We start from the raw sequence: 23,100 nt of genomic DNA on the forward strand, positions 1-23,100 counted from the left end.
CGAACTGCGCAAGTCCGCTTTCGATTCTGGCCGAAAGCCGTGGGAGTGGACTTATCCACGAACTGTGCAAGTCTGCTTTTGATTCTGGCCGAAAGCCGTGGGAGTGGACTTATCCACGAACTGCGCAAGTCTGCTTTGGATTCTGGCCGAAAGCCGTGGGAGCGGACTTGTCCGCGAACTGCGCCAGTCCGCTTTCGATTCTGGCCGAAAGCCGTGGGAGCGGACTTGTCCACGAACTGCGCAAGTCCGCTTTCGATTCTGGCCGAAGGCCGTGGGAGCAGACTTATCCACGAACTGCGCCAGTCCGCTTTGGATTCTGGCCGAAAGCCGTGGGAGCGGACTTGTCCGCGAACTGAGCAAGTCCGCTTTCGATTCTGGCCAAAAGCCGTGGGAGCGGACTTGTCCGCGAACTGCGCAAGTCCGCTTTCGATTCTGGCCGAAAGCCGTGGGAGCGGAATTATCCGCGAACTGCGCCAGCCCGCTTTTGATTCTGGCCGAAGGCCGTGGGAGCGGACTTGTCCACGAACTGCGCAAGTCTGCTTTCGATTCTGGCCGAAGGCCGTGGGAGCGGACAAGTCCGCTCCTACAATCCCGGCAGTTCGCGGACACGCGAATGATGATGAGCGCTAACTCGCCGCCGCTATCAACCCGCGCCGTTCCAATGCCACTTGAGCCCCTTCCGGGGTCATCCGCACCAGGTTCACCGGGATGGACTTGGCTGCCGGGGTGTTGCCGTGTTTATCCCGGTTGGCCAGCGGCAGCAGGCCGTTGGTTTCCGGGTAATACGCTGCGCAGCAACCTTGTGGCACGTCATACGGTACGACCTTGAAACCCGCTGCACGCCGCGCCGTAGTCGGGTCGAGCGCGGTCTGAAACTCGATGTAGTCTCCGGCCTTCAGCCCCAGGCGTTCGATGTCCTGCGGGTTGAGCATCACCACCATGCGGTCACCATAGATGTCTCGATAACGGTCGTCGTTGGAATACACCGTGGTGTTGAACTGGTCATGACTGCGGATCGTCATCAACTGCAGGTGTTCGGCACCCGGCGGCGTGTCGTCCTCGTCGTAGATGCCCTCAGGAAAGAGAAAGTTGGCCTTGCCGGACTCGGTATCCCATTTACGCTCGCTGGCGGCATTGGGCAGGCGGAAACCGCCCGGCTCCAGGATGCGCTGGTTGAAGTCGTAAAACTGCTCGGGCAGCACTTCCTCGATCTTGTCGCGAATTCTGGCGTAATCGCCCACATAGCCGTCCCAGTTCACCTTGGGATTGGGCTCAAGCGTCGCTTTGGCCATACCGGCGATGATGGCAATTTCGGAAATAAGATGATTCGACGCAGGTTCCAGCATGCCGGTCGAGCCATGCACCATCGACATCGAGTCCTCGACCGTAATGGTTTGCGCCACGCCGTTCTGCATGTCCAGTTCCGAACGCGCTACGCACGGCAGAAGAAAGGCTTTCTGCCCGTGTACGGTCGCGCTGCGGTTGAGCTTGGTATTGACCAGCACCGTCATTTTCAGACGGCTGACGGTGGGGCAAATCACATCGGTATCCGGAATGGCGCGGAAAAAATTGCCACCCATCGAAATGAGCGCTTCCACCTCGCCACGCAACAGTGCCTCACACGTCTCAGCCACGGCATGTCCTTTTTTTCTGGACGCCTCGAAGCCGAATACCTTGCTCATACTGGCGAGAAACGGTTCTCCGGCTTTTTCATAGATGCCCATCGTCCTGTCGCCCTGTACATTGGAATGCCCGCGTACCGGACAGGCCCCGGCCCCGGGCTTGCCGATGTTGCCGCGTAGCAGCAGCAGATTAATGATCTGCTGCACGGCATCGCCGCCCCGCTTGTGCTGAGTGACGCCCATGCCCCAGCAGCAGATGACTCCCTCCGAGCGCATATAGACTGCCGCCACATCCTCGATGGCTTGGCGCGTCAGGCCCGAATGGCGTTCGATGATGTCCCAGGACAACTGTCGGCAGTAAGCAGCGTATTGCTCAAAGCCATGGGTGTGCTCGTCAATGAAGGTCACATCAAGAATGCGCGGCAGGTTTGCATGCTGGGCCACGTCATCGGCTTCGATCACTGCCTTGCAAATGCCCTGCAGAGCGATAAGGTCACCGCCGATCCGGACCTGATGGTACTGAGAACTGATCTTCACCCCATGCAGGCTGAGCATGTCACGCGGGTCTTGCGGTGCCGCAAAACGTACCAGCGCCCTTTCCCGCAACGGATTGAACGAGATGATGCTGGCACCTCGCCGTGCGGCGGCGTGCAGCTCGGACATCATGCGCGGGCTATTGCTGCCGGGGTTCTGGCCGATGATGAAAATCGCGTCGGCCTTCTCGAAATCTTCCAGCGTCGTGGTGCCCTTGCCCACCCCGATCGACTCGGGCAGCGCCATAGTGGTGGTCTCATGGCACATGTTCGAACAATCAGGGAAATTGGTCATGCCGTACAGGCGGCCAAACAGTTGATACAGAAAGGCCGCTTCGTTCGACGTACGTCCTGACGTGTACAGCTCCAGTTTCGACGGATCGCTCAGGTGGCGCAGCTCTTCACCAATCTCGGCGAACGCCTGATCCCAGGTGACGGGCAGGTATTTGTCACTGGCGGCGTCATAGCGCATCGGCTGAGTGATACGGCCTTGTTCTTCAAGGTCGTGATCGCTCCAGGTGGCCAGCTCGCTGACCGTATGGCGGGCGAAGAACTCAGGCGTTACGCGTTTTTTGGTCGACTCCCAAGCCAGCGCCTTGGCACCGTTCTCGCAGTATTCGAACGCGTGCGGTTTCTTCGGGTCCGGCCAGGAGCAACTGGGGCAATCAAAGCCGCCCGGTTTGTTCATGGACAGCAGTGTGCGATTGCCCTCGATCAGTACGTGCTGGCGCAACAGGTGTTTGTTGACTGCACCGAGTGCGGGCCAACCACCCGCAGGTGAGCCGTCGGTCTGTGATCCTTGCAGCGGGGCCCGGGAATTTTCCGATTCAGCCATTGGGTGCGTTCTCTCTCACAAAGCCTTGGAGGCATGATGCCTGTGTGTCTGAGATACACAGGCTCGGAGAGAATTCGGCCGGATCGACGAGCGTCGTCGACAAAGCGGTCCGGCAAGAGGTTCAGTCAGGGTGGTGCCTTGTTCAGGACCTGTTCAGAAAAAGCTCAGGCCTACCTGAAACAGTCGCTCCACGTCGCGGATGCACTTTTTATCCGCAAGAAACATGATCACATGGTCACCGGATTCGATCACGGTGACGTCGTGGGCGATGAGCACCTGTTCGTCGCGAATGACTGCACCGATGGCCGTACCGGTCGGCAGGTTGATGTCCCTGATGGCACGGCCGACGACTTTGCTGGATTTAGAGTCGCCGTGAGCAACGATCTCGATGGCCTCGGCTGCGCCGCGCCGTAACGAGTGCACGCTGACAATGTCGCCCCGGCGCACGTGAGCCAACAGCGTGCCGATGGTGGCCAACTGCGGGCTGACCGCAACGTCAATCTCGCCGCCTTGCACCAGATCGACGTAAGCAGGGTTATTGATGAGCGTCATCACCTTGCGTGCGCCCAGCCGTTTGGCCAGCAGCGACGACATGATGTTGGCTTCATCGTCGTTGGTCAGCGCCAGAAACAGGTCGGTGTTGCCGATGTTTTCTTCCAGCAGCAAATCGCGGTCCGATGAGCTGCCCTGAAGCACTACCGTGCTGTCCAGATGCTCGGACAGGTAGCGGCAGCGTGCGGGGCTCACTTCGATGATCTTCACCTGATAGCGGCTTTCGATGGCTTCCGCCAGACGCTCGCCGATATTGCCGCCGCCTGCAATGACAATGCGCTTGTAGTTCTCGTCCAGACGCCTCAGCTCACCCATCACGGCGCGAATATCAGCCTTGGCGGCGATGAAGAACACCTCGTCATCGGCTTCGATGACCGTATCGCCATGGGGCAGTATCGCCCGGTCACGCCGATAGATCGCTGCGATACGGGTGTCGACATTCGGCATGTGCGCTCGCAACTGGCGCAACTGCTGGCCCACCAATGCGCCGCCGTAATAGGCTTTGACCGCCACCAGCTGCGCTTTGCCTTCAGCGAAGTCGATAACCTGCAGCGCGCCGGGGTACTCGATCAGGCGCTTGATGTAATGGGTGACCACCTGCTCCGGGCTGATCAATACGTCGACCGGGATTGCGTTTTTCTCGAACAGGCCTGCGCGCGTCAGGTACGCCGCCTCACGGATGCGCGCAATCTTGGTTGGAGTATGAAACAGCGTATGCGCTACCTGGCAGGCAATCATGTTGGCTTCGTCGCTGCTGGTCACTGCGACCAGCATGTCGGCGTCATCCGCGCCGGCCTGGCGCAGTACGGCCGGGTAGGAACCCTTGCCCTGCACGGTTCGGATGTCCAGGCGGTCGCCCAGATCGCGCAACCGGTCGCCGTCGGTGTCGACCACCGTAATGTCGTTGGCTTCGCCTGCCAGGTGCTCGGCCAGCGTCCCGCCCACCTGTCCAGCACCCAGAATGATGATTTTCAACCGTTTACTCCCGAGCCGCCGCGATCTTGATCAGTTTGGCGTAGTAGAAACCATCGTGGCCGCCTTGCTGGGCCAGCAGCTGGCGACCGTGGGGCTGCTTGATACCCGCCGGTGATTGTCCGGCCTGCCCGGCGATATCCAGCTCTCTGGCACCCGAGGTGCGCGCCAGAAACGCCTCGATGACCTCGGTGTTTTCAGTCGGCAGTGTCGAACAGGTCGCGTACACCAGCATGCCGCCTACCTGCAGGGTAGGCCACAATGCGTCGAGCAGTTCGCCTTGCAGGGTCGCGAGCGCGGTGATGTCGTCCGGTTGACGGGTCAGTTTGATGTCCGGGTGGCGACGGATAACGCCGGTCGCCGAGCAGGGAGCGTCGAGCAGGATGCGCTGGAACGGCTGGCCGTCCCACCACTGCGCTGTTGCGCGGGCGTCGGCAGCGATCAGCTCGGCGTCCAGCCCCAGGCGATCAAGGTTTTCGCGCACGCGCACCAGACGCTTGGCTTCCAGATCAACTGCCACCACGCCGCTCAAGTGCGGCTGTACTTCGAGCAAATGGCAGGTCTTGCCGCCTGGCGCGCAGCAGGCGTCCAGTACGCGTTGGCCGGGGGCCAGCTCCAGCAGGTCGGCGGCCAGTTGCGCGGCTTCGTCCTGCACGCTGATCCAGCCTTCGGCAAAGCCTGGCAGCGAGCGTACGTCGCAGGGCTCGGCCAGCACGATACCGTCCTGGCTGAACGTGCATGCGCTCGCTTCCAGCCCGGCAGCGTTCAGCAGCTCAAGGTATTGATCGCGACGGTTATGGCGACGGTTGACCCGCAAAATCATCGGCGGGTGCGCGTTGTTGGCCGCGCAGATCGCTTCCCACTGCTCCGGCCATGCCGCTTTCAGGGCTTTCTGCAGCCAGCGCGGGTGGGCCGTACGTACCACCGGGTCGTGTTCCAGCTCGATCAACAGCGCCTCGCCGTCACGTTGCGCATTGCGCAGCACGGCGTTGAGCAAGCCTTTGGCCCACGGCTTTTTCAATTTGTCGGCGCAGCCCACGGTTTCGCCGATGGCCGCATGGGCCGGAATGCGGCTGTAGAACAGTTGGTAAAGGCCGACCAGCAACAAGGCTTCGACGTCGGCGTCGGCAGCCTTGAAAGGCTTTTGCAGCAGTCTGGCTGCCAGTGCCGACAGGCGTGGCTGCCAGCGCGCGGTGCCAAACGCGAGGTCCTGAGTCAAGCCGCGATCACGTACTTCGACCTTGTCCAGTTGAGTCGGCAGCGAGCTGTTCAGCGATGCTTTGCCGCTGAGCACGGCGGCCAGTGCCTTGGCGGCGGCCAGACGCGGGTTCATTGACCCAGCACCGTGCCGAGGGCGAATTTCTCGCGGCGGCTGTTGAACAGATCAGCAAAATTCAGCGGCTTGCCGCCCGGCAGTTGCAGTCGGGTCAGGCGCAGGGCGTTGTGGCCGCAAGCGACGATCAGGCCGTCCTTGCTGGCACCCAGGACAGTTCCTGGCGCGCCCTGCCCCTCGGCCAGATCGGCAGCCAGCACCTTCAGGGTTTCTTCGTTCAGCGTGCTGTGGCAGATCGGCCATGGATTGAAGGCGCGGACCAGGCGTTCCAGCTCGTCGGCCGGACGTGTCCAGTCGAGACGCGCCTCATCCTTGTTCAATTTGTGAGCATAGTTGGCCAGGCTGTCGTCCTGAGCCTCGCCGACCAGCGACCCATCCGCCAGACCGGCAATGGCCTGCAATACCGCAGGCGGGCCCAGTTCGGCGAGCCGATCGTGCAGCGTGCCGCCGGTATCCTGCGCGGTGATCGCGGTGACCGCCTTGAGCAGCATCGGCCCGGTATCCAGGCCCGCTTCCATTTGCATCACGGTCACGCCGCTTTCGGCATCGCCCGCCTGCACCGCACGCTGAATCGGTGCCGCACCGCGCCAGCGTGGCAGCAGCGAGGCATGGCTGTTGATGCAGCCCAGGCGCGGAATATCCAGCACCACCTGCGGCAGGATCAGGCCGTAGGCGACTACCACCATCAAATCCGGTTGCAGCGCTGCCAGTTCAGCCTGCGCGGCAGGGTCGCGCAGTGTGGGCGGCTGCATGACCGGTATGTCATGTTGCAGCGCCAGTTGCTTGACCGGGCTGGGCATCAGCTTTTGTCCACGACCCGCCGGACGATCAGGCTGGGTGTACACGGCGACGATCTGATAAGGGCTGTCGAGCAGGGCCTTGAGGTGTTCGGCGGCAAATTCCGGAGTGCCGGCGAAGACGATGCGCAGTGGCTCAGTCATGGAGTTCTCATTATAAAAAAAGGCCTGTTCAGGCCTTTTGGGGTCACAACGGATCAGGCGTTGAGCTTGTGCTGTTTTTCGAGCTTCTTCTTGATCCGGTCGCGCTTGAGGTTGGAGAGATAGTCGACGAACAGCTTACCGTTCAGGTGATCGCACTCATGCTGGATGCAAATGGCGAGCAGACCTTCGGCAACCAGCTCGTAAGGCTTGCCGTCACGGTCCAGCGCCTTGACGCGGACCTTTTGCGGGCGGTCGACGTTTTCGTAGAAACCGGGAACCGACAGGCAGCCTTCCTGATACTGATCCATTTCATCGGTCAGTTTTTCAATCTCAGGGTTGATGAAGACCATCGGTTCGCTGCGGTCTTCGCTCAGGTCCATGACGACCACGCGCTTGTGGACGTTGACCTGAGTCGCGGCCAGCCCGATGCCTGGCGCTTCGTACATGGTTTCAAACATGTCGTCGACCAACTGGCGAATGCCTTCGTCTACTATCGCCACAGGTTTGGCGATGGTGCGCAGGCGCGAATCGGGAAATTCGAGGATGTTTAGAATGGCCATATACGTAAGAGCTGCACTGTTAAGGTAAAGTCAATGTCGGGTGCCAGGCTCGGGAGTTCAAGGCAGGCAGCCCAGGACAGGACTCTAGGGTTCGCGTGAGGCAACATGATAAAGGGATTCACCGCATGAGGAAATCACTACTCGCCCTGCTGCTGTTGACCGCCAGCGGTCTTGCTCAGGCGCAAGTGCAACTCAGGGAAGGCTATCCGCAGAGCTACACCGTTGTCGCCGGGGACACACTCTGGGACATTTCCGGCAAGTTTTTGCGTGAACCGTGGAAATGGCGCGAGATATGGCGGGCCAATCCGCAGGTCCACGATCCCGACCTGATCTACCCCGGTGACACCCTCGCGCTGATTTGGGTCGATGGTCAACCGCGTGTGACGCTCAATCGCGGCGAGTCGCGCGGCACCATCAAATTGTCACCGCGTGTGCGCAGTACGCCGGTTGTCCAGGCCATACCGAGCATTCCGCTGGGTGCGATAAACGCATTCCTGATCAGCAATCGCATCATCGACACTGCCGAGCAGTTCGAGAAGGCACCGTATGTCGTCGCGGGCAATGCCGAGCGGGTGCTCAGCGGCAGCGGTGATCGTGTCTATGCACGGGGCGCGCTGGACCCGGCGCACACCGTCTACGGGATCTTCCGTCAGGGCAAAACCTACACCGACCCGCAGACCAAGGAAGTGCTGGGGATCAACGCTGATGATGTCGGCAGCGCCGAGGTGGTTGCCACCGAAGGTGACGTCTCGACCATGATGCTGCAGCGCTCCACACAGGAAGTGCGTCTGGGTGATCGCCTGTTCAGCAGTGAAGAGCGAGCGATCAACTCGACGTTCCTGCCCAGCGCTCCCCAGGCTCCAATAGACGGTTTGATTCTGGATGTGCCACGCGGCGTCACCCAGGTCAGCGTGCTGGATGTAGTCACGCTCGACAAGGGCAAACGCGACGGCCTGACCGAGGGTAACGTGCTGGCGATCTACAAGACCAGCGAAACGGTGCGTGACCGAATCACTGGCGAACAGGTAAAAATCCCCGACGAACGGGCCGGCCTGCTGATGGTGTTCCGTACTTACGACAAGCTTAGTTACGCCTTGGTCCTGCAAGCCAGCCGATCTTTGTCCATCATGGACAAGGTTCGAAATCCCTGACGGCCTGTTTCGGTTCTGATACGGATTTGTGCGACGAACCAGACACTTATCAAATTGTTGTCAACAGAGTTATCCACAGGTTTGTGCATCGTCTGAGATGCACAATGGATCAGGGACGATCTCATGCCGTTGTTCGAAAATGCCCTCTCTTCGCCAGCAGAGCTGGAAGCCCGTTTGCGTGTGCATCGCTTGCCCGAAATAGGACCAAAACGCTTTTCCAGACTGATCGAAGCCTTCGGTTGCGCGTCATCGGCGCTGAGCGCACCGGCCAGCGCATGGCGTGCACTGGGCATTCCCGCTGCCTGTGCGGAGGCGCGTCGTGACCCTTCGGTACGTGATGGCGCCAGCGCGGCATTGGCCTGGCTGGAGTGTCCGGCCCAACGTTTGCTGATGTGGGACGACCCTTGCTACCCCGCGTTGCTGGCCCAGATCGCCGATCCGCCGCCGCTGATCTTCATTGCTGGCGACCCTTCGATCCTTGAGCGCCCGCAGTTGGGAATGGTCGGAAGCCGTCGCGCTTCACGACCGGGGCTGGACACCGCCAGAGCTTTTGCACGCAGCCTCGCAGGTGCCGGTTTTGTGATCACCAGCGGTCTGGCGCGGGGCATCGACGGTGCGGCGCATCAGGGCGCATTGGATGTCGGTGGACTTACAATCGGTGTACTGGGCACCGGCCTTGAAAAACTTTATCCACAGCAGCACCAGGCACTCGCTGCGCAGATGGCAGCGCAGGGTGGCGCGGTGATTTCCGAGTTCCCTCTGGACGCCGGGCCGCAGGCCAGCAACTTCCCGCGGCGCAACCGAATCATCAGCGGCCTGTCACTTGGCGTGCTGGTGGTCGAGGCCAGTGTTGCCAGCGGCTCATTGATCACCGCGCGGCTGGCTGCCGAGCATGGACGAGAGGTGTATGCGATACCGGGCTCGATTCATCATCCAGGTGCCAAGGGTTGCCACCAGTTGATACGCGACGGCGCAACGCTGGTCGAGACCGTCGATCACATTCTTGAAGGCTTGCAGCACTGGAAACGTATTGCGCCCGGCACTGAACCCGATATGCCCGCAAAGCCGGAGCCTTGCGACCATCCACTGTTGGCGCTGCTGCACGCGGCACCGCATACCAGCGAAGGGCTCTCGGTTTCCAGTGGCTGGCCGCTACCCAAGGTATTGGCGGGCCTGACCGAACTTGAACTGGAAGGACACGTAAGCTGTGAAGCGGGACGGTGGTTCGCCAGAGCGCCCTGAGGTTAAACTGCCGCCAGGATTTATCGGAGAGACAAATAATGGTCAGCAGTTGGCGTGTGCAGCAAGCCGCTCAGGATATTCGAGCCGGTGCGGTGATTGCTTACCCGACCGAGGCCGTCTGGGGGCTGGGGTGCGATCCGTGGGATGAAGAGGCGGTCTATCGTCTGCTGGCGATCAAGTCACGGCCCGTGGAAAAAGGCCTGATCCTGATTGCCGACAACATTCGCCAGTTCGACTTTCTGTTCGAAGACTTCCCTGAACTGTGGCTCGACCGCATGGCCAGCACCTGGCCGGGGCCCAATACCTGGCTTGTGCCGCATCAGAACCTGCTGCCCGAGTGGATCACCGGTATTCACGAAACCGTGGCGCTACGTGTCACCGATCACCCTACGGTACGTGAACTGTGCGCGCTGGTCGGGCCGTTGATTTCCACGTCGGCCAACCCTGCGGGTCGTCCGGCTGCCCGTTCGCGATTGCGCGTCGAGCAATACTTCCGTGGCCAGATCGACGGGGTACTCGGCGGCAGCCTGGGCGGCCGCCGAAACCCCAGCGTGATCCGTGACATTGCGACAGCTCAGATCGTACGCGCTGGCTGACGCTGGCGTCGGCTCAGGGAATCAGGATGGTCGAGCCGACAGTGCGCCGCGCTGACAGATCGGTCTGCGCCTTGGCGGCGTCCTCAAGGGGATATTTCTTGATACCGTCGACCTTGAGTTTGCCGCTGGCGAGCATGTCGAACAGTTCATCCGCCATGGCTTGCAGGCTGTGCGCATTGTTGGCATAGGTGGCAAGCGTGGGGCGGGTGACATAGACCGAGCCCTTTTGCGCCAGAATGCCGAGGTTCACTCCCGAGACCGGCCCTGAAGCATTGCCGAAGCTCACCACCAGACCCCTCGGAGCCACGCTGTCGAGCGATGTCAGCCAAGTGTCCTGTCCAACGCCGTCATAGACCACCGGGCATTTTTTACCGTCGGTGAGCTCCAGCACACGTTTGGCGACATCTTCATGGCTGTAATCAATGGTTTCCCACGCACCGAGCGCCTTGGCATGCGCCGCCTTCTCCGGCGAACTCACCGTGCCGATCAGCTTGGCACCCAGCGCTTTGACCCATTGGCAGGCCAGCGAGCCAACACCGCCAGCAGCGGCATGAAACAAAATGATTTCGCCCGGCTTCACCTGATAGGTCTGACGCAGCAGATACTGCACCGTCAGGCCTTTGAGCATCAGCGCAGCGGCCTGCTCGAAACTGACCGAGTCCGGCAGCTTGACCAGATTCGCCTCAGGCAGCACGTGCACTTGACTGTAAGCACCCAGCGGCCCGGTGCCATAGGCAACACGATCACCGACCCTGAAGCGTGTCACCTCGGCACCCACCGCCTCGACCACCCCCGCCCCTTCGGCACCGAGCCCGGAAGGCAGTGATGGCGGCGGATACAGCCCGCTGCGGTAATAGGTATCGATGAAATTCAGGCCAATGGCCTTGTTACGCACAACCACCGCCTGCGGCCCCGGAGCCTCTGGCTCGAAATCGACATATTCAAGAACCTCGGGTCCTCCGACAGCGCTGAACTGGATACGCTTTGCCATGTGCTCTCTCCTTGATGTTTAAAACAAACTGCGAAAGCACCTATCGGACTCCTTCCCCCGGCCTTCGTCAACTGCCAGCCCGCGCTGCCGATGGTATGCTACGCGCCAATTTGCCTGCGCCTCTTTTGCTGCGGGGGCTCAGCCGTTTGACGTCAGCCGTAAGGGATCCTCATGAGTACCCGTACCGAGGCCGTAAAAGCCTACCTGCTCGATCTGCAAGACCGGATCTGTACTGCGCTCGAGCAGGAAGATGGCAATGCACACTTCGTGGAAGACGCCTGGACGCGTCCGGCGGGCGGCGGTGGTCGTACGCGGGTGATCGAGAATGGCGCGGTCATCGAGAAAGGTGGTGTCAATTTTTCTCATGTTTTCGGCAGCAACCTGCCTCCGTCGGCCAGTGCCCATCGGCCCGAGCTGGCCGGACGTGGTTTCGAAGCCTTGGGCGTGTCGTTGGTAATCCATCCGCACAACCCGCATGTGCCGACCTCCCACGCCAACGTGCGCTTCTTCATTGCCGAGAAAGAAGGTGAAGAGCCGGTCTGGTGGTTCGGTGGCGGCTTTGACCTGACGCCCTACTATGGCGTCGAGGAAGACTGCGTGCACTGGCACCGGGTTGCCGAGCGTGCCTGTGCGCCCTTCGGCGACGATGTCTACCCGCGTTACAAGGCGTGGTGCGACAGTTATTTCCACCTCAAGCATCGCGATGAGCCACGCGGCATCGGCGGTCTGTTTTTCGACGATGTGAACCAGTGGGATTTCGACACCAGCTTCGCCTTCATCCGCGCCATCGGTGATGCGTTTATCAATGCCTACCTGCCGATCGTGCGCCGGCGCAAGGCTGCGGCCTATACCGTGCAGCAGCGCGAATTTCAGGAATTCCGTCGTGGTCGCTACGTCGAGTTCAATCTGGTGTACGACCGCGGCACGCTGTTTGGCCTGCAGTCGGGTGGCCGTACCGAGTCGATCCTGATGTCGTTACCCCCGCAAGTACGTTGGGGCTATGACTGGAAAGCCGCGCCGGGCAGTGAAGAGGCGCGTCTGACCGATTACTTCCTGACGGATCGCGACTGGCTGGCGGACAACTGATGGACCGGTACGTCGTTTTCGGTAACCCCATTGGTCACAGCAAGTCGCCGTTGATTCATCGCCTGTTCGCCGAGCAAACCGGGCAGGCGCTGGATTACCAGACGTCGCTGGCACCGCTGGATGATTTCACCGCGTTTGCCCAGGCGTTTTTCCAGACCGGACGTGGTGCCAACGTGACTGTGCCGTTCAAGGAAGAAGCCTATCGCCTCGCTCATAGCCTGACCGAGCGCGGGCAGCGTGCGGGAGCCGTGAACACCTTGAGCAAGCTCGATGACGGTACGCTGCTCGGTGACAACACCGACGGTGCCGGGCTGGTGCGCGACCTGACAGTCAATTGCGGACGCAGCCTGCGTGGTCAGCGCATTCTGTTGCTGGGCGCGGGTGGCGCTGTGCGTGGCGCGCTGGAGCCGTTGCTTGCAGAACAGCCTGCTGTGTTGGTGATTGCCAATCGCACCGTTGAAAAAGCCGAACGACTGGCTCAGGAATTTGCGGATCTCGGTCCTGTGTTTGCCAGCAGCTTCGACTGGCTTGAAGAACCGGTGGACGTGATCATCAATGCCACTTCCGCCAGTCTGGCTGGAGAGTTGCCGCCGATTTCCCCGAGCCTTATCCAGCCCGATGCGACCTTCTGCTACGACATGATGTACAGCAAAGAGCCCACTGCCTTCTGCCGCTGGGCCACCGAACATGGCGCTGCGCAGTCGGTTGATGGCCTGGGCATGCTGGTCGAGCAGGCGGCAGAAGCCTTTCTGCTGTGGCGCGGTGTACGCCCTGATTCAGCGCCGGTATTGGCGGAGTTGCGCAGACAGCTGGCGGTTGGCTGAAGGACCTTGTGGGAGCGAACTTGTTCGCGAAAGGGCCGGTATAGTCGCCGAAAATACATCGTCTGAAATACCGCCTTCGCGAACAAGCGAAGCGTCGCCCGGTCCGCTCCCACGCCCTCCGGGCAGAAGCCAAATCTACGGACTTATCAGGACTTGTGTATAACGCTGAATGCTGAGCATTGTGGCTATGATTTATAACTCAATCCTCAAACAAAATCGGGCACTTCTCCGCCCCTTCCAGCTTGTGCAACTCCTCGATTACTTGTGGTCTGGCATTTCGCATTACCAGCATTCGCCCCTGCCGACCCAGGCGTCTGGCTTCCTGATGGAGCATTTCCACGCCTGAGTAATCGATGAAGTTAATCTGCTGTGCGTCGATCACTACACGTAAGCCTTCGGTGCGTTGCAGGCGGGTTTGCAAGTAGTGGCTGGCACCGAAGAAGATTGAGCCTCCGACCCTCAGCACGTCCTCGTCACCTTCACGCCATTGCTGGACGCGCGGTTGCGAGGTGCGCTTGAGGTAGAAGAACAGCGAGGCGAGCACGCCCGCATAGATCGCGGTCTGCAGCTCCAGCAGCAGCGTGGCCAGGCAGGTCAGCGCCATCACGAAGAACTCGGCGCGGCTGACGCGGAACAGTGCGCGGATGCCACGACGATCCACCAGCCCCCAGCAGATCAGCAGGATCGAGGCGGCCATGGCCGGGATTGGAATGTGCGAGATCAGCGAGGCTCCGGCGACCGCGAACAACGCCACCCATAATGCCGAAAATACTCCGGCCAACGGCGAGCGGGCACCCGCCTCATAACTCAGCGCTGCCCGGGTGAAGGACCCCGCTGACAGATAGCCGGAAAACAGCGAACCGACCATGTTCGACAGACCTTGCGCACGGACTTCCTGATTGGCATTGAGCATCTGCTGCGAACGCGCCGACAGCGAGCGGGCAATCGACAGGCTGTTGACCAGCCCGAGCATGCCTACGGCCACGGCAGTCGGCAGCAGCTTGAGAATCAGCTCAAGGTCCAGCGGCAACGGGCTGAAGGGCGGCAGATGGCCGACAAAGGCGCTGACCACACGGACATGGCCAAACATCGCCGGCCACAGCCACACCAACAGGCTGCTCGATACCAGGGCAATCAACAGCGTTGGCCAGCGCGGCACCAGGAGCTTGAGTCCGATACCCAGTGCCAGGGTCAACAGGCCCAGTGTCAGCGAAGGCAGATCAACCTCGCCACGATGCTCGAGTACGGCGGACAGGCTTTTGAGGGCGGTGGTCTGACTCGGCAGATCAATTCCCAGCAGATTGGGCATCTGCCCCAGGGCAATCACCACGGCGGCACCCAGCGTGAAACCAAGCACCACCGAGTGCGAAACGAAATTCACCAGCGCGCCGAAGCGCATCATCCCCAGCAAGAGCTGGAATACACCGGCGATGAACGTCAGCAGCAGGATCAACATGATGTAGTCCTGACTGGCTGGCACGGCGAGCGGACTGACACTGGCATACAGCACAATGGAAATAGCCGCAGTCGGCCCGCAGATGAGGTGCCAGGACGAGCCCCACAGACAGGCGATCAGAACGGGAACAATGGCCGCGTACAGGCCGTACTCGGGAGGCAGCCCGGCGATCAGCGCGTAAGCGATTGATTGCGGCAACGCCAGAATCGCACCGCTCAAACCCACCAGCGCATCACGCCCGACACTGGCGCGGGTCTGCTGTGGCAACCAGGCGAGAAACGGTAGAAATTTATGGCGATTGAGCCAGCGCATCGGTCCCTCAGATGAATTGAACGTAGAGGACGCAGAGCGTCCAGAACGGCATGCCCACGCGGAGCATGGGCACGATAGTCGGACACCTATCGTTCCTCACGCTCCAGCGTGGGAATGCGTTGGGTGACGCTTCGCGTCACAATCTGCGCTACGCTGCGCACTCAAGCCCTTACGCCTACAACTTGGCCTTCACCGCCGCCAGCCCATCCTTGCCATCAAGCGTCTTCACGCCCTCCAGCCACTTGTCCAGCACCGCCGGATTGGCTTTGATCCAGGCTTTTGCCGCTGCGCTGTTGCTGACCTTCTTGTTCGCCACTTCAGCCATGATGCTGTTTTCCATGTCCAGGGTGAAGCTCAGGTTGGTCAGCAGCTTGCCGACGTTCGGGCAGGCTTGAGCATAGCCCTTGCGGGTCAGGGTGAAGACCGAACCGGTGTCGCCGAAGTATTTCTCACCGCCCTTGAGGTAATGCATGCCCTTGATCTGCACATTCATCGGATGCGGCGTCCAGCCGAGGAACACCACAAACGCCTTCTTCTTCACATTGCGATTGACCTCGGCGAGCATCGCCGTCTCGCTGGACTCGACCAGTTTCCATTTGCCCAGATCGAATTCGTTCTTCTTGATGATCTCCTGCAGTGACAGATTGGCAGGTGCGCCAGAGCCAATGCCGTAGATCTTCTGGTCGAACTTGTCAGCGAATTTATCCAGGTCGGCAAAATCATGCACACCCGCATCCCAGACGTAATCCGGCACGGCCAGGGTGAACTCGGTGCCCTCAAGGTTCTTCGCCAGTTGCGTCACATCTCCGGTGGCCACGAACTTGTCGTAGAAGCCCTGCTGCGCCGGCATCCAGTTGCCCAGAAAAACATCCAGCTTGCTGTCCTTGAGGCCGCCATAGGCAATCGGCACGGCCAGGGTGTTGACCTTGGCCTTGTAGCCCAAGCCTTCAAGCACCACGCTGGCAATCGCATTGGTAGCGCCAATGTCACTCCAGCCCGGATCGGCCATCTTCACAGTGCTGCAACTGGCATCCTCTGCCTGCGCTGCAAGGCTGCCCAGCGTCATGATCGCGACCGCAACGGCTGTGGATAACTTCTTCATCAATGTACCCCTTTTGATTTTTTTGGTGTGGGCAGGATCAAGGTTGCGGATAACGTGCCTTGCGCTCCAGATCGTCCAGATCAATGTGGTTGCGCATGTACTGCTGACTGGCGTCGACCAGTGGCTGGTGATCCCAACTCTTCAGCTTGCCGGTTGCCAGCGATTTGGCGACAAAGCGCCTTCTGCGCTGGCTGGCGAGCACCTGTTGGTGTATCGCCGGGATATCCCACTTGGCCCGAGCTTCGGCCAGGAAATCATTGAACAGCTTTTCATGGGCTGAAGACTGGCTCAGATCCTTCTGCTCTTTCGGGTCATTCTCCACGTCGAACAGCAGGCACGGGTCCTGTTCCGAATAGATGAATTTATAAGCGCCGCGACGAATCATCATCAGTGGGCTGGTCGTGCCCTCAGCCATGTACTCACCGAAGACCTCATCGTGCCCGCCTTTGCGCTTCAAGTGCGGCATCAGTGAACGTCCATCCAGCGGCAATCCGCTGTCCAGTTTGCCATCAGCCATCTCGACAAAGGTCGGCAGCAAGTCGGCAGTCGACACCGACGCACTGACCCGCCCTGGCTTGAACTGGCCCGGCGAATACACCACCAACGGTACGCGGGCGGCCATTTCGAACCAGTGCATTTTGTACCAGAGCCCCTTCTCGCCCAGCATGTCGCCATGATCACCGGAGAACACCACGATGGTGTCTTCCGCCAGCCCGACTTCATCGAGCGTCTGCATCAGCTTGCCGACGTTCAGGTCGATGTAGCTGCAAGCGCCGAAATAGGCACGGCGCGCATCACGAATCTTGTCTGTTGGCATCGGCTTGTCCCACAGGTCATAGACCTTGAGCAGCCGTTGCGAATGCGGGTCTAGCGCGGCCTGATTGGCGTGCGGCGTTGGCATCGGGATTTCGTCGTCGTTGTACAGGTCCCAGAACGGCCGCGGGATGGTGTACGGGTCGTGAGGGTGAGTCATGGAGACGGTCAGGCAGAACGGCGCATCACCGTCCTGACGCACATGGTCGTAGAGGTACTGCTGGGACTTGAACAGCACTTCTTCATCGAAGTCCAGCTGGTTGGTACGCACGCACGGGCCGGCCTGCAACACCGATGACATGTTGTGATACCAGCTTGGGCGCACGTCCGGCTCGTCCCAATTGACCGACCAGCCATAGTCGGCCGGGTAGATGTCACTGGTCAGGCGCTCTTCGTAGCCGTGCAACTGGTCCGGCCCGCAGAAATGCATCTTGCCCGCCAACGCAGTCTTGTAGCCCAGCGCGCGCAGGTAATGGGCGTAGGTCGGGATATCTGCCGGGAAGTCGGCTGCGTTGTCATACGCGCCAATCTTGCTCGGCAGCTGACCGCTCACCAGGGTAAAGCGCGAGGGCGCGCACAGCGGGCTGTTGCAATACGCTGAGTCGAATACCACGCCGTCGGCAGCAAGGCGGCTCAGGTTGGGCATCAGGATGGGAGACGGGGCGTAGAACGGCAACATTGGCGCGGCCATTTGATCGGCCATGATGAACAGAATATTTTTGCGCTTCATGTAATCGCTGCATCCCATTGTGAAAAGTTATGCGAAAGTGCTGGGTACGAGGATGAAGTCCTTGTGTTTGATGGTAAAGCCCATGCGCAGCAATACCTAGGATAAGCACCGCTTATGTTTGAAGCTTTTGGCGACATGTCCCTCGACTTGCTGCGTGCTTTTGAAGTCGCGGCCCGCCTGCGCAGCTTTACTGCAGCGGCCATCGAACTGGGCACTACTCAGCCTGCTGTCAGCCAGCAGATCAAGCGCCTTGAAGAACAATTGGCCACCCGACTGTTTGACCGGATCTATCGCGGTATCGAGCTTACTGAAGCCGGCGAAATATTGTTCAGTCATGTGCAGGCTGGCTTGCAGTCCATCGACAGCGGGTTGATAGCGATCACCGAACAGCACCAGCACGAAGTGCTCCAGGTAGCGACCGACTTTGCCTTCGCCGCCTACTGGCTGATGCCGCGCCTGCACCGTTTCCACAAGATCAACCCGGACGTGGATGTCAGCCTGGTCACCAGCGAGCGTACCCACAGCATGTTACGCGCCGATATCGACGTCGCCGTACTGTTCGGCGACGGGCGCTTCAAGCAAGGCGAAAGCCATTGGCTGTTCAGCGAAGAAGTCTTTCCGGTGTGCAGTCCGCAACTGATCGCGGGTCGCCAGACGCCGCTGCCCAACGAAGCGCTACGCGACTTTCCGCTCTTGCACCTGCGCGGCGAAAGCAGCAACAACTGGTTTGACTGGGCAGGCGTATTCCGCGCCCTCGACATCCCCCAGGCCCCTACGCCCGGGCAACTGCGTTTCGACAACTACACCCTGCTCATCCAGGCCGCGATTGGCGGACAAGGCATCGCCATCGGCTGGAAACACCTGGTCGACGACCTCCTCGACCAAGGCCTGCTCTGCCGCCCCATCGCCGGAGCCGCCATTTCCGGCCACGGCTATTACGTGGTTTTGCCCCAGCGCAAACGGCGCGTGCAAATCGTTCAGCAGTTCGTGGACTGGCTGGCGAGTGAGCAGGCGTTGAGCGGGGTTTCGCTGGCGGGCAGGCCGTTGCCGTCGATTGCGGTGTAAGCAGGCGTTCATTTTTTGGTCAGGAAGGACTCATACATGTCCGACATCCACGGCTACCACGCCCACATCTATTTCAACGCCCAAACCCTAGACCAGGCCCGAGCCCTGTGCGAAGCCGCGACCGAGAAATTTGCCGTGCAGATGGGCCGGGTTCACCAGAAGCTGGTCGGGCCGCATCCGGACTGGAGTTGTCAGTTGGCGTTTGGGCATGAGCAGTTGGCTGACGTTACGCTGTGGCTTGCGTTGAATCGCGATGGGCTGGTGGTGTTTCTGCATCCTCTGACAGGTAATGAGCTGCGTGACCATACTGACCATGCCATTTGGATGGGGGCGGTCCGGCCCTTGAATCTGAGCGCTTTAAGTGGCTGATTGCTAGCTAGTCGACCTTTTCCTTCCATTGCCCCACGCTGATCACCGCCCAAAAAATGGGTGTAAGATAGCGTCGCCAAAAAATGACCGACTGGTCTTTTCAGGCGCTAATTTTAAAGAAATGGTCATGCAATTGCTTGAAACTCAGGTATCAAAGGTCTGTACAGACCCTCTTGTTTCGAATGCTGAAAGACCAGAAAAGAGGATCATCAGAAATGCCGGATCTACTCATCGATGGTAAGACCCTTCACTATTCTGACCAAGGCACTGGGCCGGTCGTTTTGCTCGGGCACAGTTACCTCTGGGACAAGGGCATGTGGAGCGCTCAGATTGATACCCTTGCCAGCCAGTATCGGGTGATCGTGCCCGATCTCTGGGGGCACGGGGATTCCAGCGGGTTTCCGGAAGGCACCCGCAATCTCGATGATCTGGCCCGGCATGCGCTGGCGTTGCTGGATCATTTGAATATCGAGCAGTGCAGCATCGTCGGGTTGTCAGTGGGCGGCATGTGGGGCGCAATTGCAGCACTGTTGGCACCTGAGCGCATCACCGGGCTGGTGTTGATGGACACTTATCTGGGCAAAGAGTCGGAGGCAAAGAAGGCCTACTATTTTTCGCTGCTCGACAAGGTCGAAGAGGCTGGTGACTTTCCCGAGCCGCTGCTGGATATCGTGGTGCCGATCTTTTTCCGTCCCGGCATTGATCCGCAGTCGCCTTTGTACACGTCGTTTCGTGCAGCGCTTGCCGGCATGAATGCCGAGCAGTTGCGCCAGTCCGTCGTGCCATTGGGGCGAATGATCTTTGGTCGTGATGACCGGCTTGGGTTGATCGAGCAACTGAATGCCGACACCACGCTGGTGATGTGTGGCGATGCAGACATTCCGCGCCCGCCTGAGGAGACTCGTGAGATGGCCGGCCTGATTGGCTGCCCTTATGTGCTGGTGCCCGAGGCGGGTCATATCGCCAATCTGGAAAACCCTGATTTTGTGTCAGGGGCGCTGATGACGTTCCTGGCGCGGGTTAACCAGAAGCAGGATTGAGCTGGGCTGGTTTCCGCGCTGGGCGGCCCTCAAGATCGGACACGGAGCGTCCAGAACGGCATGCGACGCGGAGCGTCGCACGATAGTTGAAAACTTGCTTCTGCCCGGAGGGCGTGGGAGCGGACTTGTCCGCGAATACGGCGGCTCAACCGATACATTTTTTGAGAATATACCGGCGCTTTCGCGAACAATGCGGACCGCCGCCCCGGTCACTCCCACGGCCTTCGGCCAGAATCAAAAAGCGGACTTGTGCAAAATGTTGGGCGCGAAACCTGAGTCCTACATCAATTCAACACACCATCCAGAATCGCATACACAATCCCCGAACCCACGGCGATCAGTACGACATCGGTGCCCAAGCGGCGCCACTCGTAGCCGTCATACTGTGGCAGGTATTGCAGCGAGCGGCTGTCCAGGCGTTTGCCGTAACCAGGTGGCAAAGGACGGCCCTTGGCGATGTGTACGCCCGGCGGCAATGGCTGGCCGCGGCCGATGACGTCGCGGTGCTGCTGGAAGGTCTGGCGTACCGGCCCGAAATCCTGCGGTGGACGGTTGCCGCCGCGGTTGTCCTGATGCGCTTGTTTGCCCGGCCCGTTGTCGGGGCCTCTGCGGTTATCGTTGCCCGGCCCACGGTCACTGCCAGGCTCATTATGGCCACCGTTGTTTTGCGGCCCCTGTTGCTGGCCACCACGAGTGCCTTCCGGGCCATCGCCGCGTTGATCAGGCGGAGCAGCTTGCAGCAGCGGGCTGGCGCTGATCATCAGGATACCCAGTCCGGTAATAAAACGGTTTGGCAGTTTCATGGTGTTTCCTCGGCTCACTCAATGCAGCAAAAAGGGGCTCATGACGCTGGTCATGAACCCCTTATGTCTTGCTACATAGAACTGTCGATCAGGCTTTGATTCCTCTGTATCAGAAACTTTACCCTCAGCTGACGCGGGCGTTACGTACGCCCTTGGCCAATGCCGCGCACAGCGTCAACACGCCATCGATTGCCTGCTCCGGCGACTCGGCTGTGGCAATCTTGTCGACGAAGGCCGAGCCCACCACAACGCCGTCAGCCAGCCGTGCAATCGCTGCAGCCTGCTCGGGTGTGCGGATGCCGAAACCGACGCTGATCGGCAGATCAGTATGGCGGCGCAAGCGAGCGATGGCTTCAGTGACATGCTCGGTGGTTGCCGAGCCAGCACCGGTCACACCGGCAACCGACACGTAGTAGACGAAGCCGGAGCTGCGCTCCAGCACACGCGGCAGACGCGCATCGTCGGTGGTCGGCGTGGTCAGGCGGATGAAGTCGATGCCGGACGCCTGCGCAGGCGTTGCCAGTTCGGCGTCGTGCTCGGGTGGCAGGTCAACGATGATCAGGCCGTCAACGCCCGCTTCTTTTGCTTGCGCCACGAAGGCTTCGACGCCAAAGCGGTGGATCGGGTTGTAATAACCCATCAGCACAATCGGCGTGGTCTGATCGTCGACACGGAATTCGCTGACCATCTGCAGGGTTTTCTGCAGGGTCTGACCCGCCTCCAGAGCACGCAAGGTCGCCAATTGAATGGCCACACCGTCGGCCATCGGATCGGTGAACGGCATGCCCAGCTCGATCACGTCAGCACCCGCCGCAGGCAGGCCCTTCAGGACTTTCAAAGAGGTGTCATAGCCAGGATCACCGGCAGTGATGAAGGTGACCAGCGCCGCACGACCGTCGGTTTTAAGCTGGGCGAAACGTTGTTCGAGACGGCTCATACCAGCTTCTCCTGAGTTTTTTCGGCGGCGGCCATGTGGTTCATGACGGTTTGCATGTCTTTGTCACCACGCCCGGACAGGCATACGACCATCAGGTGATCGTCGCGCAGGTTGGTCGCCCGCTTCATGGCTTCGGCCAGTGCGTGAGCGGTTTCCAGTGCCGGGATGATGCCTTCGAGCAGGCAGCATTGATGGAAGGCATCCAGTGCTTCGTCGTCGGTGATGCTGACGTATTCGACGCGCTTCACCTCGTGCAGGAATGCGTGTTCCGGACCAATGCCGGGGTAGTCCAGACCGGCAGAGATCGAATGCGCATCGGTAATCTGTCCGTCGCCATCCTGCAGCAGGTACGTGCGGTTGCCGTGCAGCACGCCCGGCACGCCGCCATTGAGGCTGGCCGCGTGCTTGTCGGTATCGACACCGTGGCCGCCCGCTTCAACCCCGATGATCTCTACGCTGGCGTCATCCAGGAACGGATGGAACAGGCCCATGGCGTTGGAACCGCCACCGACGCAGGCAATCAGGCTGTCCGGCAGGCGGCCTTCCTTCTCTTGCATCTGCTCTCTGGTTTCCTTGCCGATGATGGCCTGGAAGTCACGCACCATCGCCGGGTAAGGGTGCGGGCCTGCCACGGTGCCGATCAGGTAGAAGGTGTCTTCGACGTTGGTCACCCAGTCGCGCAGCGCTTCGTTCATCGCATCTTTCAGAGTGCCGGTGCCGGAAGTGACTGGCACGATTTCAGCGCCCAGCAACTTCATGCGGAATACGTTGGCCTGTTGGCGCTCGATATCGGTAGCACCCATGTAGATCACGCAAGGCAGGCCGAAACGCGCTGCAACAGTTGCAGTGGCAACGCCGTGCATGCCTGCGCCGGTTTCCGCGATGAGACGTTTTTTGCCCATGCGCTTGGCGAGCAGTACCTGGCCGATGCAGTTGTTGATCTTGTGCGCGCCGGTGTGATTGAGCTCTTCGCGCTTGAAGTAGATTTTTGCGCCGCCGCAGAACTCGGTCAGACGCTCGGCAAAGTACAGCGGGTTCGGGCGGCCCACGTAGTCGCGCTGGAAGTAGGCCATCTCTTTGGCGAACTCCGGGTCAGCCTTGGCGGCTTCGTACTCGCGGTTGAGGTCTAGCACCAGCGGCATCAGGGTTTCAGCCACGTAGCGGCCGCCAAATGAGCCGAACAGGCCATTGGCGTCGGGGCCGCTGCGGAAATTGGTCTGGGTCATGAAGTGCTC

General features: G+C 60.3%; 20 protein-coding genes. 8 read left to right on the plus strand and 12 right to left on the minus strand.

All coding sequences use genetic code 11. The annotated features are described in order from the left end of the window. Nucleotides 1-626: 626 nt before the first annotated feature. The 5 genes from ALO80_RS24225 to def form a co-directional block, all read right to left on the minus strand. The gene (locus tag ALO80_RS24225; RefSeq protein WP_055010822.1) at nucleotides 627-2,990 is read right to left on the minus strand and encodes an FdhF/YdeP family oxidoreductase; all 2,364 of its coding nucleotides are present in this window, start codon (nucleotides 2,988-2,990) and stop codon (nucleotides 627-629) included. Nucleotides 2,991-3,143: 153 nt separating this feature from the next. Beyond that, nucleotides 3,144-4,517, minus strand: coding sequence for a Trk system potassium transporter TrkA (gene trkA, locus ALO80_RS24230; RefSeq protein WP_055010823.1), 1,374 nt, complete (start codon nucleotides 4,515-4,517; stop codon nucleotides 3,144-3,146). 4 nt (nucleotides 4,518-4,521) lie between these two features. Further along, nucleotides 4,522-5,847, minus strand: a complete 1,326-nt coding sequence (gene rsmB / locus ALO80_RS24235; protein ID WP_055010824.1) for a 16S rRNA (cytosine(967)-C(5))-methyltransferase RsmB — start codon at nucleotides 5,845-5,847, stop codon at nucleotides 4,522-4,524. Then, nucleotides 5,844-6,788 carry a methionyl-tRNA formyltransferase gene (gene fmt / locus ALO80_RS24240; RefSeq protein WP_054985577.1) on the minus strand — a complete coding sequence of 315 codons (945 nt, stop codon included), beginning with the start codon at nucleotides 6,786-6,788 and terminating at the stop codon, nucleotides 5,844-5,846. Before fmt ends, rsmB begins: the two co-directional genes overlap by 4 nt. A gap of 53 nt (nucleotides 6,789-6,841) precedes the next feature. Beyond that, nucleotides 6,842-7,348, minus strand: a complete 507-nt coding sequence (gene def / locus ALO80_RS24245; protein WP_055010825.1) for a peptide deformylase — start codon at nucleotides 7,346-7,348, stop codon at nucleotides 6,842-6,844. Nucleotides 7,349-7,473: 125 nt separating this feature from the next. On the opposite strand from def, the gene ALO80_RS24250 reads away from it, so the two are divergent. From ALO80_RS24250 to ALO80_RS24260, 3 genes are all read left to right on the plus strand, one after another. Beyond that, entirely contained in the window at nucleotides 7,474-8,499 is a 1,026-nt protein-coding gene (locus tag ALO80_RS24250; RefSeq protein ID WP_055010826.1) for a LysM peptidoglycan-binding domain-containing protein, read from the plus strand. Nucleotides 8,500-8,622: 123 nt separating this feature from the next. Next, nucleotides 8,623-9,741: a DNA-processing protein DprA gene (dprA, locus tag ALO80_RS24255; RefSeq protein WP_055010827.1), complete on the plus strand. Its 1,119-nt coding sequence runs from the start codon at nucleotides 8,623-8,625 to the stop codon at nucleotides 9,739-9,741. Nucleotides 9,742-9,779: 38 nt separating this feature from the next. Beyond that, a complete protein-coding gene (locus ALO80_RS24260; RefSeq protein ID WP_003340101.1) occupies nucleotides 9,780-10,337 on the plus strand; it encodes an L-threonylcarbamoyladenylate synthase in 558 nt (185 codons plus the stop codon). Nucleotides 10,338-10,350: 13 nt separating this feature from the next. On the opposite strand, the gene ALO80_RS24265 is transcribed toward ALO80_RS24260, so the two are convergent. Continuing rightward, a complete protein-coding gene (locus ALO80_RS24265) occupies nucleotides 10,351-11,328 on the minus strand; it encodes an NADPH:quinone reductase (RefSeq protein ID WP_055010828.1) in 978 nt (325 codons plus the stop codon). A gap of 171 nt (nucleotides 11,329-11,499) precedes the next feature. Here ALO80_RS24265 and hemF point away from each other — a divergent pair, with 171 nt between their 5' ends. Next, a complete protein-coding gene (gene hemF / locus ALO80_RS24270) occupies nucleotides 11,500-12,414 on the plus strand; it encodes an oxygen-dependent coproporphyrinogen oxidase (protein WP_054985572.1) in 915 nt (304 codons plus the stop codon). After that, complete coding sequence (gene aroE, locus ALO80_RS24275) at nucleotides 12,414-13,238, plus strand: shikimate dehydrogenase (RefSeq protein WP_055010829.1); 825 nt, start codon at nucleotides 12,414-12,416, stop codon at nucleotides 13,236-13,238. Before hemF ends, aroE begins: the two co-directional genes overlap by 1 nt. Nucleotides 13,239-13,437: 199 nt before the next feature. On the opposite strand, the gene ALO80_RS24280 is transcribed toward aroE, so the two are convergent. The 3 genes from ALO80_RS24280 to betC all read right to left on the minus strand — a co-directional run bounded on the left by ALO80_RS24280 (nucleotide 13,438) and on the right by betC (nucleotide 17,651). Continuing rightward, nucleotides 13,438-15,006 carry a SulP family inorganic anion transporter gene (locus ALO80_RS24280; protein WP_055010830.1) on the minus strand — a complete coding sequence of 523 codons (1,569 nt, stop codon included), beginning with the start codon at nucleotides 15,004-15,006 and terminating at the stop codon, nucleotides 13,438-13,440. A 175-nt stretch (nucleotides 15,007-15,181) separates the two neighbouring features. Beyond that, nucleotides 15,182-16,108, minus strand: a complete 927-nt coding sequence (locus ALO80_RS24285; protein WP_055010831.1) for a choline ABC transporter substrate-binding protein — start codon at nucleotides 16,106-16,108, stop codon at nucleotides 15,182-15,184. 37 nt (nucleotides 16,109-16,145) lie between these two features. Then, entirely contained in the window at nucleotides 16,146-17,651 is a 1,506-nt protein-coding gene (gene betC, locus ALO80_RS24290; protein WP_055010832.1) for a choline-sulfatase, read from the minus strand. A 114-nt stretch (nucleotides 17,652-17,765) separates the two neighbouring features. On the opposite strand from betC, the gene ALO80_RS24295 reads away from it, so the two are divergent. From ALO80_RS24295 to ALO80_RS24305, 3 genes are all read left to right on the plus strand, one after another. Then, nucleotides 17,766-18,716 carry a choline sulfate utilization transcriptional regulator gene (locus ALO80_RS24295; protein ID WP_055010833.1) on the plus strand — a complete coding sequence of 317 codons (951 nt, stop codon included), beginning with the start codon at nucleotides 17,766-17,768 and terminating at the stop codon, nucleotides 18,714-18,716. Nucleotides 18,717-18,752: 36 nt separating this feature from the next. Further along, entirely contained in the window at nucleotides 18,753-19,085 is a 333-nt protein-coding gene (locus tag ALO80_RS24300; RefSeq protein ID WP_055010834.1) for a DOPA 4,5-dioxygenase family protein, read from the plus strand. Between the two features lie 215 nt (nucleotides 19,086-19,300). Beyond that, on the plus strand, nucleotides 19,301-20,125 hold the full coding sequence (locus ALO80_RS24305) for an alpha/beta fold hydrolase (protein ID WP_055010835.1): 825 nt from the start codon (nucleotides 19,301-19,303) through the stop codon (nucleotides 20,123-20,125). A gap of 284 nt (nucleotides 20,126-20,409) precedes the next feature. On the opposite strand, the gene ALO80_RS24310 is transcribed toward ALO80_RS24305, so the two are convergent. The 3 genes from ALO80_RS24310 to trpB all read right to left on the minus strand — a co-directional run bounded on the left by ALO80_RS24310 (nucleotide 20,410) and on the right by trpB (nucleotide 23,091). Next, nucleotides 20,410-20,928: an anti-virulence regulator CigR family protein gene (locus tag ALO80_RS24310; protein WP_055010836.1), complete on the minus strand. Its 519-nt coding sequence runs from the start codon at nucleotides 20,926-20,928 to the stop codon at nucleotides 20,410-20,412. A 124-nt stretch (nucleotides 20,929-21,052) separates the two neighbouring features. Then, nucleotides 21,053-21,865: a tryptophan synthase subunit alpha gene (trpA, locus tag ALO80_RS24315; protein WP_055010837.1), complete on the minus strand. Its 813-nt coding sequence runs from the start codon at nucleotides 21,863-21,865 to the stop codon at nucleotides 21,053-21,055. Further along, nucleotides 21,862-23,091, minus strand: a complete 1,230-nt coding sequence (trpB, locus tag ALO80_RS24320) for a tryptophan synthase subunit beta (protein WP_055010838.1) — start codon at nucleotides 23,089-23,091, stop codon at nucleotides 21,862-21,864. The genes trpA and trpB overlap by 4 nt, the downstream gene beginning before the upstream one ends. Between the last annotated feature and the right edge of the window lie 9 nt (nucleotides 23,092-23,100).

Origin of the sequence: Pseudomonas caricapapayae (assembly GCF_001400735.1) — a bacterium.
GTDB classification, from domain to species: Bacteria; Pseudomonadota; Gammaproteobacteria; order Pseudomonadales; family Pseudomonadaceae; genus Aquipseudomonas; species Aquipseudomonas caricapapayae.

Excerpts from the sequence above, each read along its gene's own strand:
- ALO80_RS24225 (WP_055010822.1), bottom strand. The coding sequence starts at position 2,990 with ATGGCTGAATCGGAAAATTCCCGGGCCCCGCTGCAAGGATCACAGACC.
- rsmB (WP_055010824.1), bottom strand. The coding sequence starts at position 5,847 with ATGAACCCGCGTCTGGCCGCCGCCAAGGCACTGGCCGCCGTGCTCAGC.
- fmt (WP_054985577.1), bottom strand. The coding sequence starts at position 6,788 with ATGACTGAGCCACTGCGCATCGTCTTCGCCGGCACTCCGGAATTTGCC.
- def (WP_055010825.1), bottom strand. The coding sequence starts at position 7,348 with ATGGCCATTCTAAACATCCTCGAATTTCCCGATTCGCGCCTGCGCACC.
- ALO80_RS24250 (WP_055010826.1), top strand. The coding sequence starts at position 7,474 with ATGAGGAAATCACTACTCGCCCTGCTGCTGTTGACCGCCAGCGGTCTT.
- dprA (WP_055010827.1), top strand. The coding sequence starts at position 8,623 with ATGCCGTTGTTCGAAAATGCCCTCTCTTCGCCAGCAGAGCTGGAAGCC.
- ALO80_RS24260 (WP_003340101.1), top strand. The coding sequence starts at position 9,780 with ATGGTCAGCAGTTGGCGTGTGCAGCAAGCCGCTCAGGATATTCGAGCC.
- ALO80_RS24265 (WP_055010828.1), bottom strand. The coding sequence starts at position 11,328 with ATGGCAAAGCGTATCCAGTTCAGCGCTGTCGGAGGACCCGAGGTTCTT.
- hemF (WP_054985572.1), top strand. The coding sequence starts at position 11,500 with ATGAGTACCCGTACCGAGGCCGTAAAAGCCTACCTGCTCGATCTGCAA.
- aroE (WP_055010829.1), top strand. The coding sequence starts at position 12,414 with ATGGACCGGTACGTCGTTTTCGGTAACCCCATTGGTCACAGCAAGTCG.
- ALO80_RS24280 (WP_055010830.1), bottom strand. The coding sequence starts at position 15,006 with ATGCGCTGGCTCAATCGCCATAAATTTCTACCGTTTCTCGCCTGGTTG.
- ALO80_RS24285 (WP_055010831.1), bottom strand. The coding sequence starts at position 16,108 with ATGAAGAAGTTATCCACAGCCGTTGCGGTCGCGATCATGACGCTGGGC.
- betC (WP_055010832.1), bottom strand. The coding sequence starts at position 17,651 with ATGAAGCGCAAAAATATTCTGTTCATCATGGCCGATCAAATGGCCGCG.
- ALO80_RS24295 (WP_055010833.1), top strand. The coding sequence starts at position 17,766 with ATGTTTGAAGCTTTTGGCGACATGTCCCTCGACTTGCTGCGTGCTTTT.
- ALO80_RS24300 (WP_055010834.1), top strand. The coding sequence starts at position 18,753 with ATGTCCGACATCCACGGCTACCACGCCCACATCTATTTCAACGCCCAA.
- ALO80_RS24305 (WP_055010835.1), top strand. The coding sequence starts at position 19,301 with ATGCCGGATCTACTCATCGATGGTAAGACCCTTCACTATTCTGACCAA.
- ALO80_RS24310 (WP_055010836.1), bottom strand. The coding sequence starts at position 20,928 with ATGAAACTGCCAAACCGTTTTATTACCGGACTGGGTATCCTGATGATC.
- trpA (WP_055010837.1), bottom strand. The coding sequence starts at position 21,865 with ATGAGCCGTCTCGAACAACGTTTCGCCCAGCTTAAAACCGACGGTCGT.
- trpB (WP_055010838.1), bottom strand. The coding sequence starts at position 23,091 with ATGACCCAGACCAATTTCCGCAGCGGCCCCGACGCCAATGGCCTGTTC.